The 17,469-nt window shown below is 39.2% G+C and carries 8 protein-coding genes and 1 tRNA gene; 5 read left to right on the top strand and 4 right to left on the bottom strand.

Going from position 1 to position 17,469, the window contains the following annotated elements; genetic code table 11:
* Positions 1 to 87: 87 nt before the first annotated feature.
* Positions 88 to 1,320: a M48 family metallopeptidase gene (locus P8O16_RS12815; RefSeq protein WP_300315542.1), complete on the bottom strand. Its 1,233-nt coding sequence runs from the start codon at positions 1,318 to 1,320 to the stop codon at positions 88 to 90.
* 6 nt (positions 1,321 to 1,326) lie between these two features.
* Positions 1,327 to 2,373, bottom strand: coding sequence for a type IX secretion system membrane protein PorP/SprF (locus tag P8O16_RS12810; protein ID WP_300315539.1), 1,047 nt, complete (start codon positions 2,371 to 2,373; stop codon positions 1,327 to 1,329).
* Positions 2,374 to 2,455: 82 nt separating this feature from the next.
* Here P8O16_RS12810 and P8O16_RS12805 point away from each other — a divergent pair, with 82 nt between their 5' ends.
* The 5 genes from P8O16_RS12805 to P8O16_RS12785 all read left to right on the top strand — a co-directional run bounded on the left by P8O16_RS12805 (position 2,456) and on the right by P8O16_RS12785 (position 16,537).
* Entirely contained in the window at positions 2,456 to 7,975 is a 5,520-nt protein-coding gene (locus tag P8O16_RS12805; RefSeq protein ID WP_300315536.1) for a gliding motility-associated C-terminal domain-containing protein, read from the top strand.
* A gap of 1 nt (position 7,976) precedes the next feature.
* On the top strand, positions 7,977 to 8,729 hold the full coding sequence (gene yaaA / locus P8O16_RS12800) for a peroxide stress protein YaaA (protein WP_300315533.1): 753 nt from the start codon (positions 7,977 to 7,979) through the stop codon (positions 8,727 to 8,729).
* A 106-nt stretch (positions 8,730 to 8,835) separates the two neighbouring features.
* On the top strand, positions 8,836 to 12,339 hold the full coding sequence (locus P8O16_RS12795) for a gliding motility-associated C-terminal domain-containing protein (RefSeq protein WP_300315530.1): 3,504 nt from the start codon (positions 8,836 to 8,838) through the stop codon (positions 12,337 to 12,339).
* A 116-nt stretch (positions 12,340 to 12,455) separates the two neighbouring features.
* The gene (locus P8O16_RS12790) at positions 12,456 to 15,191 is read left to right on the top strand and encodes a hypothetical protein (protein ID WP_300315527.1); all 2,736 of its coding nucleotides are present in this window, start codon (positions 12,456 to 12,458) and stop codon (positions 15,189 to 15,191) included.
* A gap of 113 nt (positions 15,192 to 15,304) precedes the next feature.
* Positions 15,305 to 16,537 (top strand): sugar MFS transporter, encoded by a 1,233-nt coding sequence (locus P8O16_RS12785; RefSeq protein WP_300315524.1) that lies wholly within the window; start codon positions 15,305 to 15,307, stop codon positions 16,535 to 16,537.
* Positions 16,538 to 16,815: 278 nt separating this feature from the next.
* On the opposite strand, the gene P8O16_RS12780 is transcribed toward P8O16_RS12785, so the two are convergent.
* Both P8O16_RS12780 and P8O16_RS12775 read right to left on the bottom strand, forming a co-directional pair.
* Positions 16,816 to 17,049 carry a hypothetical protein gene (locus P8O16_RS12780; protein ID WP_300315521.1) on the bottom strand — a complete coding sequence of 78 codons (234 nt, stop codon included), beginning with the start codon at positions 17,047 to 17,049 and terminating at the stop codon, positions 16,816 to 16,818.
* A gap of 345 nt (positions 17,050 to 17,394) precedes the next feature.
* A tRNA-Arg gene (locus P8O16_RS12775) sits at positions 17,395 to 17,468 on the bottom strand.
* Position 17,469: the final 1 nt, after the last annotated feature.

Genomic DNA, 17,469 nt, shown 5'->3' with positions numbered 1-17,469 from the left:
ATGAAAGATTGAGATAATTGGAGAAATGATAAAAGGCTATCACTATTTTCAAAGTTTGAAAATAGTGATAGCCTTTTTAATTCTACTCTACCCTTCCAATTTCTCCAATCGCTCTAAAAGCGGTGGATGGGAATAATTCATAAACACATACCAAGGATGTGGATTGATGTTGCTGAGGGTTTTGACTGATAAAGTTTTCAAAGCCTCCGCTAATGGTTTTCCAGCGAAAGTGGTTTTTGCAAAATCATCCGCCTCAAACTCATTTTTACGACTGAGCCAGTTCATGCCAATTCCAAGAATCATGGAGATGGGAGAAAAAAGCATGGTGAATCCAATGAGATTCAATTCCACGGACCAGACTTTACCTCCCAATGCCATGCTCATCGGCTCACTGAAGATAAACTGGGACAGTAAAAATAACAGTAAACCTATTTGTAGCACTGAAAGAATCATACTCCAAACAATATGCTTCTTTTTGTAATGTCCCACTTCATGAGCGAGAACCGCAACCAATTCCTCCGGCGGATGCTGATCCAAAAGCGTATCAAAAAGCACTACTTTCTTTCGCTTTCCAAAACCTGAGAAAAAGGCATTTGCTTTAGAAGAACGCTTGCTTCCATCCATCACGAAGATATTCTCCAAAGGAAAATTCACCGAACGGGCATAGTTGATAATTTGATCCTTCAATTCTCCTTCCCCAAGAGGGGTAAGTTTATTGAAAAGTGGTAGAATCAAAGCAGTGTAAAACAGATTGACCAATACCATAAATACTGCTGCGATGATCCAAAACTGCCACCAAAAGTCTCTTCCCATCTGGTGAACTAGCCATGGAAATAGCATAAACAAACCTCCACCTATAATGATGGAAAGAAGATATCCTTTCAATTTGTCCACAAAGAAAGTTTTCACTGTGGACTTATTAAATCCATACTTCTCCTCGATCACAAAAGTGCTGTAATAATCAAATGGTAAGCTAAGGATATCAGAACCAATGAAAATCAGCGCAAAGAAAACTACAGACTCCAAAAGCGGGGCGATTTCAAAAGTCTTCACCCAGCTATCGATTGCTCCAAACCAACCTTGACTGATGAAAAGAATGGTGATGACAAATGAGAAAATTCCCGAAACTAGTCCGAAACGATAATTCTCATTTTGGTAGTTTTTCGATTCTTGAAGTTTTTGATCTGTCAAATATTCAGAGAGGGTGTCTGGCACTTTAGGAACTGGCCGTCGATAATTCAGGTAGCTAAGAATTTTCCCCAACAAAAACCCAAAAGTCACTACTCCAATCAGTAGATTCTTTAGCAAAATCGGCTCCATGAAATTTTAGAATTTAGGACAAGGGAGAATAGTATCCCTTCTTCTCGGACTGCCTTGATTATTATTTGGCAAAGTCCATGACAAACTGATCTCATGTGCTCCACCTGATTGGATTCCCAGCTGCGAAACCGTGTAATCGAAACTGTATCCGATATTCAATCCACTTAGCAAATTCACTCCGACCATCATTACGATTGCATCACGGTTACTTTGATTCTCAACCGGCTTGTAAGGAAGTCCGCGGTACCAAAGACCGAATACGATAGGCTCTACATAGAAATATGCTCCGACATCCAACTGCTCAAATGGTCCTTGTCGCTTGTAGTTGATTGTTGGCGTCAAATATCGTTGCTTGCGCATGTGCGTAAAATCCTGACGCATGGAACCTTCACCTAAAGGAATTCTATATCCAGCATGGAAAGAAATTTTCATCGGAAGCGGACTATCTCCGTCAATAAAAGACTGATTGGGTTGGTTTACATGATGGGCTGATCCTCCAAACCAAAAATTCTCTGTGAAAATTAATCCCCCAAAAGAAAGTGATAACATATTTACAGGATCTCCTAAACCCGGTATATCCGCACCCGGAAGAGTTGGTCCAAAAGGGTCACTAGGATTAATCTGATTTGCAAAAATCAAATTTTCAAAAAATCCGATTTCCCTTCTGATGTAACTTGCCTGGAATCCTGGCCTGAAATAAAGATTATCGCTCAATTTTAATTCGTAAGAATAAATGGCAGATATCGTAGTAGACCGCAATTTTGCCGCCCCTTCAGTATCTTGCATCAGCATTATCCCAATCCCACTGTTGTAATCTTCCAAGTAAGTATCGTAGAAAGCAGAGAAGGTTGTGAACTGTGCATCTATACTCGGCCATTGATTTCTATAATTGAAACCTACTCTCCCTGTGAGTTCCGAACCTGCGAATGCAGGATTCAAATAAAGAGGTGCAGCGTAGTATTGGCTATATTGCGGATCCTGTGCAAATGCAGACGTATGAAGGAAAAGTCCAACCACACTAAAAAAAACCACGTAAACCAGAGACCGTAACAAGGATTTGTTCGTTTATTTGAATATTCAGTTAGCATTTAGAACGATTCGAGCTCTTCGTTGTTTTAGATGCAGTTCGAAAATTATGAAAAGCAACCTTAATTCCATAAGCTTCCCCTACATTTTTCCTCTTTCTTTGATATTTACATTTTTTGTAATTCAGTTTTCTGCCTATTCCCAAGGTTTTAATGATAACGAATGGATTTTCGGATACTGCGAAACAAGCACAACAAACAACTATTTATCTTTTGGAAAAGGTGGGACGCCAACAGTTCAGACGCTTCCTTCTACCGTTTTAATAGGTAAAAATAATAATGCAATTGCAATCGATCCGATTACCGGCCAGCCCCTTTTCTTAACAAATGGAGAACTAGTTTACGATTATAGCTCAAACCCACTTCAGGGAAGTGCACCTGGTTTGGATGGAGATATTACAGGAAGGCAGAAAGTTGCGACGGGCTTTCTGGAATATGATCCTGACGGAAATAAACTTTTCTACATCTTCTACATTTCTCCAGGTGGACAGCTCCTCTACTCTTTGGTGGATATGAATGCTGCCGGACAAGCCACAGGAAACGAACGCCCGCTAGGTGAGGTAGTTTCAAAAGACAATGTAATCGGAAATGCTCAAGGATCACTTCTGGTGGTCAAGTCACCCTCTTCCCCTTCCTACCTGATCACTATTGAAAATAACACTATCATTTCTCGAAGGATTGATGGAACTGCTGGGAATTTCACCACAACAGACACTCAAAATATTGGTTTTACTCCGCAAGCAATGGTCTTTGATGAAGCTTCCCAACGATTGATTCTCATTCATGGGTCGAACGATAGCGACATAGCCATTATTGATTTTGACACTAGTACGGGAACTTTTGGTACCAGAGAGTTTATAGCCAATTCAAACGGTGTAGAACCTTTCGGAGGTGCTGAATTTTCTCCAGATGGAGCATTTGTTTATTATTCAAGAGGAAATAAACTTTTTAGAGTACCAAGCGACGACCTTTCTAGTGAACCTGAAGAAATTCCACTTCCTGATGATCTTCACGCAGTCTATGACATCAAGTTGGGGCCGGATGGAAACCTTTATTACATCTATGAGGAAGTAGACGGTGGGCCTCAGCTTATCGGTAGGGTGACTAATCCCAATGAACCTGATCTTGCAGAAATTAATTTGGAGGAAGACCCATTTAACGGAGTTGATTTTTGCGGAACTATCTTCCCAACATTTGCTCCAAATGCTGACATTACCCCAACTGTAAATTTCACCTGGGCACCAGATATGCCTTGTGCGAATAACCCTATCCAACTTACCAGTGAAATTACTCCTGAAAACTACCGTCCTGTCAGTTTTGAATGGGAATTCAATCCACCTCTAACTGATTCAGATGGGAACCCTTTACCTGCGGATTTTGGTCAAGAGCATTTCCTTATTCCTGGAGATGCAGCTCAAGGACAAAGTATTTCCGTCTCATTGACAGTAACATTTGCAGATGGGGAAACTGAAACTGTTTCCCGTGATATTCCCCTAACAGAAAATAATCTTGAGGCAAATTTTACTCCTCAGGACACCACACTTTGTGAAGGACAATGTGTGGATATTGCAGCTTTGTTGGAGGCACAAAATACCGCTGGCGAACAAGGCGGTGAGGCCCCTCCAAGTGGCGGAGATAACTATGAATACTTCTGGTCCAACTATCGTGATGAAGGATGGGGAACGCGAAGTGAAAACACAGTTTGTTTACCCGGTTTATATTGGGCTTTGGTTAGAGAGCCTGGTTCCTCTTGCTATGCTTATGCTGAAATTCGAGTTCAGATTTGGGATCTTCCCGACCAAACCAATAATATCTGGTATTTTGGAGATGGAGCAGGATTGGATTTTAATCCAGACCCGAATGATGAAAATGCGCCAACTCCGAGGCCAATAGCAAACAGGCACCCACAGAATATCCCAGCAGGAACAACCACGATCTCCGATCAGACTGGACAGGTTTTATTCTTTACCGATGGACAATCCGTCTGGGACTTGAATGGAAATCTCATGGAAAACGGAGATAACATTGGTGGTGATAATGGATCCAGTCAAGGTGCTTTGGCCGTACCTGTGCCGCAAGAAGAAACCCTATTTTATCTCTTTACCACACAAGTATCTGCCAATGGCACCAATGAAGTTAAATTCTCACTAGTAGACATCAAGGCAGAAAATCAGACTGGGGTCGGAAATGTGGTCACCAAAGACAATTTTCTTTTCAGCCCCTCCACAGAACACACCGCTGCTTTGGATGCAGGAGATACGACTTGGGTGATGTTCCATGAATTGGGCAATAATACTTTCCGAGCTTATCCAGTTACAACCAATGGTATTGGCCCACCAGTCTTAAGCTCTGTTGGTAGCAATCACGGATTCAACTCCGGTGTCGGTGCGATGAAGTTTAACACAGATGGAGATCAGTTAGCGGTAACAATCAGCGAAGGCGGATGTAACAAATTGGAGATTTTCGATTTTGACCAAAGTACCGGAGAGCTTACAGAATACGCCCGAATAGATTTGGGATGCGACGGAGAAGTCTATGGCATGGAGTTTTCCGACGATGGGACCAGGATCCTTGTCAGTTATCAAAATGGCGGGCCCGGTATTGAAGAATTCATTATCAAATCTACAGCTGATGAAGATGATCCAGATGCAACAGCCTGTCCGACTTGCTTTGGAACTGCATCCACTAGACCTCAAATTGAAGCCTGTATCCTTAGTACCAGAAATCAAATAAGCGGTACCGCGGCATTAAATATTGGAGCGCTACAGATTGGACCAAATGGTCAAATTTATGCGGCGGTAGTTAGTGACAATCGAATCGGTCAAATCAATGTAGGAACAGGTTGCACTGCTCAGAGTACTTTCACCCAGGATGGTGTCCAGCCAATGCCAGGCACTTCTAATTTAGGATTGCCTTCATTTGTACAAAATTCCGGAAGTTCCATTCCCGAACCTTCGCTGGCAGCTCCTCCTAGAATCTGTCTAGACCCAAACAACCCCTCCGGAGCACTACTTGAAGGTGGTGGAGAACCTGATATCGATAGCTATTTCTGGACAATTACAGCAGAGGATGGAACCTTCCTTCAAAACAATTTTGGAGGGCCTGGAGAACAATTTCAGACTTTAGAACAAATCTTTGATAATCCAGGGACTTATACGGTCGAACTTCGAGTAGATCGATGTGGCGATCCGGAATATTTCAGAGCAAGTACCGAGATATTGGTCGACGCTCCTCCAACTTTGACTTTGCCAGAAGCTGCTACACTTTGTGCTGAAAACCCTGTGACCCTTACTGCAATTGATGGGTATGATCCTGCAGAGGGACTCTATGTTTTTGAATGGACCAATGCGGCAGGAGAAGTCTTTGGTGATGAAAACTCTAATTCAATCACGGTTACAGAGGAAAGCATTTATACTGTAACTGTAAGCTTTACTTTGCCAGACGGATTGTCTGAGGATGAGGCAGCATTATACGAAACTTGCCCAGCAACTGCAGAGATATTTGTTGGGCCTGCATTTGATTTTGATTTGACCCAAACTGCGACTGAAGTATGTTATGAAGAAACCTCAGTTATTTTCGCCCCCAACACACCAATTACCGGTGAATGGTTTTATGAATTAAATGGTGATCCGGCACGAGTTTCATTGGGTGAATTTTTTGAATTAGAGTTATTTGTGAATAGCCTCCCTGGGTCAGGACAATACGAGATTATTTTTGTGACTCAAGATCCAATCTTAGAAGGGTGTACGGTTGAAAAAAGATTACCACTACTTGTCAATGAACTTCCTTTATTGGTAGCAACACAAACTACTCCTGCTACTAATTGTACCACTCCAGATGGTTCATTTGAGATCACGATGCAAGCAAGTGCATCTACTGTGACGGTTCAGGAAACTGGTGAAATTTTCAACAATGTAAATCAGGGGGATGTACTTCCTGTAGCCAATGTGCTACCTGGTGTATATACTATAGAAGCCCTAAATAATACTGGTTGCAGCTATATTTCGACCGTAACAGTAGAAAATTCAAATCCTCCAAGTGGCTTTGAGTATACAGTGATTGCTACTGATGAAACATGTAGTATTAATGGCGTTGAAAATGGAACACTAGTTATTGAGTTTACTAGTGGGACTCCTTCAGGAAGCTATCTTATCACACGACAGGGAGATGGGCAAACTTTCTTAGGAAGCTTCACTAATAGCAGTCAAATCACAGTGAATGTGCCTTATGGAGATTATTCAGTGGAAGTTTCTGATGCTGCAAATTGTGCTATTCCAGACCAAACGAATTATACTGTTGCTCAGAAGTTTGAGGTTGTGTTCGCCGTTCCCACAGAACTTACTGCTTGTGAAAGCTTTACATTCTTACCAACTTCTCCAAACAACTTGATTTACACAGTCACCAATTCAAGTGGCGCAATTATCTCCCCTGATGCAAGTGGCGAATTCACAATCACTCAAAGCGGGGTTTATGTAGTAAGAGGTGAGGATCCAACAGGTATCGATTGTCCACGTGAAGAAACTATTACTGCGGCGATCACACAGCCTATAGTTTTTGATGTGCCTCCTCCAATTGTTGATTGCCAGACAGGTATTAGGTATGAAGCAGTCCTAGGTAATGCTAATCCAGCCGATGTGGTTTTCCTTTGGAGAGATTTTAACGGTATAATTGTAGGAAGATCTCAAACTTTTGTACCAAGTGTTGCCGGGGTTTATTCAGTAGAAGTTCAGCCAAGAAATGGGGGGCTTTGTCCTACCAATGAATTTTTCTTTGAAGCTGAAGTGCTTGCGGAGAATCTGGAAGTAGCGCTTGATATTGTACCATTCTGTATAGATCAAACCAGTACCACTATTACAATTGACGCCAACTTATCACTTGTTCAAAATATCGAATGGTATAGTGTTCAGGGCGGCACGAGAACTCGGATTCCAGCATTCGACGATTTGCCAATCATAGAAGTAAGTCAAGAGGGGATTTACGAAGTATTGTTGAGAAGTGCTGCGGGATGTGATATTGGGAGAGCCAGTGGTACTGTCGCTAAATCGATAATTATACCTCCCATTGTACCACAAAACATTACCATATGTGCTATCGAAGGAGTTACCGAATCGATAGACCCCGGAGTTTATGACAATTATTCTTGGAAATTAAATGGAAATGAGGTCTCTACATCAGCCGAATTCACCCCTACCCTCCCTGGAATTTATGAATTGACCGTATCAGATAATTTAGGCTGTTTTTATGTCTCCAATTTTGAGGTGATAGAAGATTGTGCATTGAAAATCTCATTTCCCAATGGAGTAGTGCTCAACGATCCCAATCGAAATTTCATTCTTTACGCAAATGAATACATTGATAACGTAGAAGTTTATATTTTCAATCGCTGGGGTGAATTGATATTCTATTGTGAGCATCAAAATCTTGAACCTGGACAGCCATTTTGTCCTTGGGACGGCCTAGTTGGAGGAAAATTAGTACCAAACGGAACATATGCGGTAAAGGTGAAGTTTACCAGTCAAGATCAAAACTTAACACAATCTCTAATCAAAGCGATTACCATTATTCAATAGTATGCTTATCTTAATTTCGCCAGCGAAAACGCTGGACTATAGTAATCCTAATATTCAAGAATATACATTACCTGACTTTCAGACTGAGACAAAGAATTTGATCAATGTCTTAAAGAAAAAAACTGCACCAGAAATCGGAAAGCTTATGAGGATTTCTGAGAATTTGGCAGTACTTAATGAGGAGCGGTTCAAGACATTCCAAAGAGAATTCAACTTCAAAAACTCCAAGCAGGCTTTGCTCGCATTCAAAGGTGACGTATATACTAAAATAGATGTAGACCAATACAATAAAGATGATTTTGAATTTGCGCAGCAACATTTGAGAATTCTATCGGGACTGTATGGATTACTTAAACCTTTGGATTTGATCCAACCCTATCGACTAGAAATGGGCACTAGACTAGAAAATCAAAAAGGGAAAAATCTGTATGAGTTTTGGGACAAAAAAATCGCAAAAGCCATTAATAATGCTGCTGATGATAGTCCTATCGTAAATCTTGCTTCCCAAGAATATTTCAAATCAGTCGATTTGAAAACTGTAAAAAACCCAATCATTACCATTCACTTCAAAGAATTCAAAAATGACTCTTACCAAGTTGTCGGTTTTTTTGCAAAACAGGCAAGAGGAATGATGACTAATTATGCGATCAAAAACAGAATCACTGACCCAAATAAGTTGAAATTATTTAACCTGGAGGGGTATGAGTTTTCAGATGTTTTAAGCACACAATTGGAGTGGACTTTTGTTCGTTAATTCTTCAGAAACATTTTTTTTAGTGTAACAAAAGGTATTCAACTTTCCTGAGTATATAAAAAAATGTAGTTTAGCGTCTTGAAAATGAGTATTTTATTAATACATTTTGAAAAAAGCAACTCCATTAGTATTTGTATTTTTTTGCCTTTTGGTTTGGCTAGCTCAAGCTGAGGCAGAATTTAAGTCACCTATTGTTTTTTTTGAAAAATTAATCTCATCAACAGCCTTTAATCAAGCCTTTGTAGATCCTGAATTAATAGGTCCTGAAAAATTATGTAATGTTGTAGGGAGCGTAAGAGGTACTTTTTCAGGAGGCGGGAATCCAGATACCGATGTCTACAAATGGACTATTATTGCTCCAAACGGACAAGTTTTGTTTACAAGGCCTCCAGGTGCTTTTGAAAGTATAGAATATACATTTGAACAGATCGGGGTACATAAAGTGTTACTGGAAGTATCAAGAGGAGGAATTTTAGTTGGAAATTTTTCAAAGAATGTAGACATCATTAAAGGAGCTACAATTACTCTTCTAAACTCTTATCAGATTTGTTCCGGCCAATCCCTAAGTATCAAAGCGATTGCAGAATCAAGTTCAGATTTTTCAAATTACACGTTTGTATGGACTGACGAATCCGGTGTAGTTATCGGTAACTCAAATGAGTTGATCGTTAATACCCCAGGAAAATACAGTGTAGAGTTTTACGTTTTGGATGGCCAGTCAAACGCTCAGTGCATAACAAATTTAACAACCACAGTTTCTCAACTTGATTTGGTAACTATTGTAAAAAGTTCTGATACGGTTTGTAAAGATGGATCAATTAATTTCAAAACAGACCCACTTACAGTTGGCCAATGGATACTATCAGTTCCAGGTGAACCAAACCCTGTATTTCTTAGCAAATCGAGTCAGATTACTTTATTCCCGAATATTAATCTTTTGAAATTTGGGCAATATGAACTTAAGGTAATAATCGAAAACCCCGATAACCCAGCTTGTTCTCCTGAAGCAACTACATCTTTTATTTATAACGTAGAACCGTTTGTCGAAATAATAGATGCAACAGGAGCGAGCGGTTGTTTTGTAGCAGATGGATCGCTGAGCCTAGTTGCTTTAACAGAAATAGATCAACTAATTGTCGATGAATTAGGATTGTCTTTTGGTCCATTTAGCGTTGGTGATCCAATCAATATTCCAAATTTGGAATCTGGAGCCTATACGCTTTTGGCCTTCTTAGACGGATGTCGTAACTCATTTGGAACAGTTGTGCCTCTATTGACTCCTCCAGCAAACCTTTTATTTGATGTAGAGAATATAACAGGTGAATCTTGTACAGAAACTGGGAAAATGCCGGGTTCTTTTGACATTAGTCTACTCAATGGAGTAACTGAGGGCTCATTTAGGATAATAACTGAACGCGGAGATGAGATTGTAAAAGATGCATTGCCAAATGAAAACCCCTTCAAAATAAGTCTGGGAGGAGGCAAGTATTTTTTTGAAATATTAGACAAGGATAGCTGTAACCTGCCTAATAAACAATTGATTGAAATTCCCTCAAAATCACAAACCAATTTTTTTATTCCTGAAAAATTAGTGATCTGTCAATCCTATGATTTAATACCTGAAACTTCCCAAGATTTAGTATTTACACTAACAGATCCTGCTGGAAATATTACCACAAAAGCTAAAGGGGAGCCATTCAATATAGCTGAAGAAGGAGAATATACTTTGGTAGGATCCCTGCCTAATCAAGGTGATCTGTGTCCTTCCCTAAGGAAAATAGTTATCACAACGACAGATCCAATTTCGTTTGACCCAGTATTGAAAAGTGAGGATTGTGTGATAGGAAACAGGATTTATACTGCTGAAATTTATGGGACAGATTCGACATCGGTAAATTATTTTTGGAGAAATGAATTAGGAGAGACTAAAGGTACTGGTAAAGACCTTTTTCTTTCACCAACCTCAATAGGTATTTTTTCATTGGAAGTTCAGCCTAAGAGCAGTGAGCTATGTCCTATTTCTCCAAAAGAATTTGAAGTAAAAGAACCTATTCTTTTTGTGGATGCTTCAATAGCTTCCACCAAATTATGTGAGTTTGGTCCTGAAGCCATTGTTGAATTAAGTACCACCTCGCCAGATGCAGTAAAATTTATTGAATGGAGAAGATTTGATGAGCTAGGGGAAATAGTGGATTTGCCAGAGTTTAATAATCAATTTGTTTTTAACACTAGGATTGGTGGTACTTACGAGGCAACTCTTTTTAGCGAAATCAAACCAGGAATTAATTCGAGCTGTGAACTCGCTCGAATCAATTTCACTTTGGACCTAACCCCAGAGAAGGTATTCTTTGAGATTCCTGCAAATCTTTCGATCTGTGAGACATATGAATTCACTCCAATAACTACTGAAAATTTACTTTTTGAAATAACAAAACCTAATGGAGAAATCTTGGAGCTAAATTCCGGAGAACAGATCACAATAGATCAAAATGGTACTTATAGCTTTTTTGCATATAACCCCGATTTAGGAACACCACTTTGCCCTGAAGTAAAAAACATGGAAGTAGTGGTAAATCAAAAAATTCAATTTTCCCCAGAATTACTTTCAGAAGATTGTAATGGAGAAAAAATTTACATCGCTGATATTGGAGGGCTAGATCCCGCTTTGGCATTATTTACCTGGTTTGATGAAGGTGGGAATATTATTGGGACAAACCAGTTATTGACTCTAAATACATATGGTGATTTTTCATTGGATGTCCAGCCAAGCGGAAGTATTCCATGTGATCAAGTACCGGTTAGCTTTTTTGTTGAGACCCCTTTGCTTAGTGTTCCTATTAGTTTGACTTCTGAGCCACTCTGTCCAGATGCTTCCTCTACCTCCATCACAGCCACATCAGAATTTGATTTAGTTAATGAGATACAATGGTGGTTTACAGATACAAATGGTCAGCAAAACCAATTAATTCAAGAAACCAATAGAGAATCTATTTTAGCTTTTAATGAGGGTACTTATGAAGTCAGAATTTTAAATGAAATTAGTTGCCTTCTGGGTTTTGATAAAATCCTAATCATGAGGAGTATGGATGCAATCCGACCTGAAGTAGAAGAAAGTTATAAAGTTTGCCCAAGATATGAAATCGGTCCAGTTATTAATCCTGGCGGATTTTCAGGATACGAATGGTATTTTGAAGATCAACTAGTTTCTACAAATCCAACATATAAACCAATCTTACCAGGTAAATATGAACTAATCGTATTCAGTAATGAAGGATGTGCCTATAATGCTTTATTTGAAACTGAAGAGGAGTGTGAGTTACGTGTAAGTTATCCTAATGCGGTTCAGCCGGGCAATTCTGATAAGGAATTCCTGATCTACACCAATTATTTAATTGATGAAATGAAGGTCTCTATCTTTAATAAGTGGGGAGAAATTATTTTCTACTGCGAAAAAACAGACTTGATTTCTGAGGAATCTACTTGTTTTTGGGATGGTACTTATGATGGAAAAGCTATTCCAAACGGAAGCTACGCCATTCGGATTGATCTAAAAAATTTAGAGAAAGGCCTGTCCAAAACTCAAATAGGATCCATCTTGATCGTGAAGTAAACCAAAGAATCTTACTGTGTGTTTTTTGGAACATTTTTTGAAACCTTTCAAAAAAGTAGCCTTTCGAAACACCTTTCATTGATTACTTTTGTAACATCTCCCGAAACAATAAGTATTTGCCTGTTAAAGACCAATTCCCCTACAGGAAGATTGGGTTTATACTGATTCTGATTTGTATTTCACTTTCCTCCTATGCCTTAAAGGAAAGATTTGAATATACCAATCTAATCTCCCTCAAATCTCCCTCAAATACCGTAAATCCAGAATTGGTCGGTCCGGAAAATCTGTGTATTGTTTTTGGTGGAGTGATAGGGACTTACATCGGGGGTGGTGATCCAGGTGACGTATACAGCTGGCTCGTTATGGGGCCAAATGGAGAAGAGATTTTTAACCGATCAGGTGGTTCCCAATTTGAAACCATAAAAGTTTCTTTCAATGAAGTAGGCATTTATAATATTTCCTTAAATGTACGCAGAGGCACTTTGGATATATATACAAGTAATCTACAAATAAAAGTCCAAAAAGGCCCTGAATTAGCTCTTCTGCCAGATTACTTGCTTTGTGGCGAGACGCCTGTTAAACTAACTGCAATTGATCCCCAAACCTCGAATCTATCGAGCTATTCTTTCATCTGGAAAGATCAAAATGGAAATATTGTTGGAAATGAAAATGATTTGATTGCATTTACTGAGGGATTTTACATAGTAGAGTTATTCCTTCGAAACAGTGACGGAAGTCAGGATTGTCTAATCACAGGCTCTAGTTTCGTTGGTCCTCCACTGGATTTTAAAATCCAACAATCAGCTGTTCAAATTTGCGAGGGAAGTTCGATTCAATTTGAAACAGATACCCCACTCACAGGAGAATGGTTTATCCGCAAATCTGGCACTTCACAAAAAACAAGTTTAGGTTCAGCGTTTAACATTTCAATAAATGCATCAACACTCCCCAGCATAGGGGTCTATGAGGTTATTTTCAGTTCCTTTGATCCAAATCTACCTGAATGTCAATCGGAAAGAAAAGTAGCCTTTGAATTGAAAGAAGCTCCAAAAATCCAAATCAACATCCTGGAAAAACCGGACGACTGTGGTAATCCAAATGGAAATTTTACCGTGCAGGCAGCCTCTTCTTTGGACTCACTAGTGGTAGAAGAATTAGGATTTGTTTCTGGAAATATTTCTTCTGGACAAATTATAAATTTTGATAACCTTAAGCCACAAATCTATACCATACGTTCCTATTCAAATGGCTGTGAATTGACCAACCTTTTCAAGTTGGAAGCAAAAGACCCTCCAACTAGCCCAAACCCTCCCACTATTGTACAAACCAATTACGATTTTTTTCCAGAAAGCTGTTCAGAAAACGGAAAAGTTGCAGGTCAATTGAGAATTCAATTTCCTCAAGGATCTGTAGTTGGTAATTACCGAATAATGGCTCTTGGAGTAGGAAGCATACTTACTGGGAAAATCGAAGATCAAGATTCGTTGGTCGTTGATCTGGATGGAGGCGACTATTTACTTGAACTGACTATCGATGGCTGCACATATCCTATTGAAGAGTTCAGAATTGAAAAAAAACCACAAGTCGAATTTACTGTTCCAACTTCAATCAATATTTGTGAATTTTTTGATTTTGTACCAGAAACCAATCAAAACCTCATTTTCACTTTATCCTATCCTGACGGCACCTCCAAGACGACAGATGCTCAGAATCCTTTCCAACTCACCGAGTCAGGAAATTATTCGCTAGTGGGGATACCTAAAGATCCTTCTACCGGGCTTTGTCCAAAAATTCAAACTTTCTCAGCAACACTTTCTCAATCAATTATATTCGAACCTATATTAAAGGAAGAAGATTGCTTTGGTAACAAGATCTATGAAGCTAAAATCGAAGGTGTAGATCCTGATCAGACAAGTATCAGATGGCTAAATGAATCTGGTGAAATCGTTGGAAGAAGTACCGTTTTATATCCAACTGCATTTGGGGACTATTCTTTGATCGTCCAGCCTCTTGGAAGTGGGTTTTGTCCAGTTTCTCCAATTCCATTCGAGATCACAGCTCCAATCTTAACAGTACCGATGGATTTAGAAGCTAATAAAATCTGTCCGGAACCAGGTTTTTCAATAATTAAACTAAATACAAATGAAGCAGAAGCAGTACTTACAGAATGGATTTATTTTGATTTAGTCAATAATCGGAAGGATCTAACTGAATTTGCTGGATTATTTGAAATCACAGTTTCAGAAGTAGGCACTTATGAAGCTGTAGCTTATAATAGGCTTGGTTGTGAGATAGGAAGAAATTTTATTTTGGTGGAAGAATCCACTTTACTTACACCTCCCAACCTCGAAGATCGTTACGGGATTTGCTCAAAAGAAAACACTATCCCTCCACTTGACCCAGGAGATTTTGCAGCTTACAGTTGGTACTTTGAACAGGAATTAGTCTCAGAAAATAGACTTTTCAAACCATCAGAGGTGGGTGAATATACCCTCATCGTAACGACGGTAGACGGATGCGAGTTTGTGGCTAGTTTCACGACATTTGATGCTTGTGATTTTGAAGTGGTCTTCCCAACTGCAATGGTTTTGGATGATCCTTCGAGGGATTTTAGAGTGCTAGTAAGCGAAGGAGTTACTGAGGCAGATCTTTATATTTTAAATAGACAGGGAGCCTTGATCCATTTTCAAACCGTAAATGATATCGCCGCAGAGGTTCCAATTTTGATATGGGATGGAAAAACAGATGGAAAATCAATTCCTTCTGGCACATATGTCGTAGTGTTAATGCTTCGAAATCCTATTTATGGTTTTGAAGAAAAAATCACTAGTTCGCTATTTGTAATAGATTGATATACCCAAAAGGGCAATATTTTTTATGAGGGGGAAAGTTGAATGCAATATTTTTCCTATTTTGAACCGTTTCAATCGTTTGTATTCATTAACCCAAACCCAAACCCTTACCTATGACCGATAACATTAACCGATCGGCGCTCTTCAATGCTAGTTGTTTTGCGCTCATTACCACTGCCTTCACCTTCGCTATTCGTGCTGGTATCCTTCCCCAATTGGGTGACACCTTTGGGCTAAATGCCGAGCAACTTGGATTTATTAACTCCATGTGGTTTTTAGGATTCCCCATTTCGATGATCTTGGGAGGATTGTTTTATCATAAAATTGGGCCTGCCAATATTATGCGGATTGCATTTGTGATGCATACACTTGGTATTTTGCTTACAATCTTCGCTGATGGCTATAATACCCTACTGATTTCCACGCTTTTCATAGGATTTGGTAATGGCTGTACAGAGGCTGCCTGTAACCCAATGATAGCAGATATGTACACCGGAGTGAAAATGAATAAAATGCTAAATCGTTTTCACATGTGGTTTCCTGGAGGGATTGTATTAGGATCTTTGATTTCCAAGTTTATGACAGATTTAAACATGGGTTGGGAAGCTCAAATCTGGATAATGATGGTACCAACAGTTATTTACGCTGTTCTATTCTTTGGTAAGACTTTCCCTCAGCCGAAGGTTGAAGGAGCTACGTCTTTGGTTGAAAACCTCAAAGCAATGATAAGTCCAGTATTTATTTTCTTGTTCATTGCAATGGCATTAACTGCTATTTCTGAATTTGGACCACAACAATGGGTAGGATTAATTATGGGTTCTAGTGGCGCTAGCCCGATGTTGATTCTTGCATTGACTACTGGAGTAATGGCTGTCGCTAGATTCTTTGCAGGACCAGTGGTACAAACTCTTGGTCAAACAGGCGTGCTATTGGCTGGAGCTATCCTAGCAACTTTAGGAATCTATTTATTTAGTACAGTTACAGGACCTATGGCTTATGTAGCAGCGGTTGTTTTTGCACTTGGAGTTGGTTACTTCTGGCCAGTTATGGTAGGAGCGGTAGCACAACGAGTTCCACTTAGTGGGGCATTGGGAATGTCTATTATCGGTGGTGTAGGTATGTTTTCTACAGCCATTTTCCAGCCTATAATTGGTGGATGGATAGATAGCTCTAATGCTGCTATGTCGGCAGCTGGTCTTTCTGGAGCAGACCTCGAATTAGCAGCTGGTCAAGAAACCTTACAGAAAATCATGCTTTTCCCTATCATATTGATAGTCCTCTTTACCATTTTCTTCTTCTGGCAAAAGAGTTCGAAATCATCAGCTGCGGTTTCAACTGCACACTAAACTTAAAACAGCCTTCGGGCTGTTTTTTTTTTGAAGACCTAGTTTGTGTCTTTTACCTTCTCGTAAAAAGTTATTAGTATTAGTGAAAAAAAATACTGAGAACTTCCCCATGAGATAGTGTCAGATTCCTAAAATTTAGACTGGTCTATTCTTTAGGACGACTGTCACTTTTTGATAAATATTATGCTTTTCAGGATTTACAATAAAAAACTTCTGTCAAAAAATTAAGAATGCTTAAGAAGATTAAAAAAATGGATGTTAATTGTTAGATTCAGAAATTAATTGCAGGAATAACTTTGATAATCTTCTTTAAATAAGGACCAAATCTTTCCATTTTCATCCCTATAAGTAATTGCCTGAGTGCGATCACTTATCTCTATATTTCCATTGCTGACAATGGAACTCCCATCAGCAAGAATAATCGTACAGGGACCATCGAGCTCTTCAATATCCCGTAGAGTATCACAAGAAAAAATAAAAAGAAGGGAAATAAGGGTTAAATAACTTTTCATCGGGTCAATTAAATCCAGTCGAAATATGAGTAAAAAAATCAAGGAATAAAATTAACTCACTTTTACTTGCATCAACAAGTAAGAAGATTTTTTTTACTGCAGGATTATGGCCATACTTAACTCATACTAACAAAACCCAAAGATTAAAACACCTTTAACCCCATAGTTATTAGGCATTAAGCCCTTTAGCAACCTGATTAATGGGTAAAAAAAAAGCCCAACCGTGAAGTTGAGCTTGGTGACCTCGTCAAGATTCATCCCGATAATTATCGCGGATTGAAACCTCCTCCAATTCAAGAAATTTAAATAAACATAGAAAAAGCTCAACCGTGAAGTTGAGCTTTGTGACCTCGTCAAGATTCAAACTTGAAACCTCCTGAGCCGTAATCAGGTGCTCTATTCAGTTGAGCTACGAAGCCA

This window comes from Algoriphagus sp., assembly GCF_029254265.1.
Taxonomy (GTDB): domain Bacteria; phylum Bacteroidota; class Bacteroidia; order Cytophagales; family Cyclobacteriaceae; genus Algoriphagus.
The sequence above is the reverse complement of the archived record's forward strand: the minus strand, read 5'-3'. Positions and strand labels throughout refer to the sequence as shown.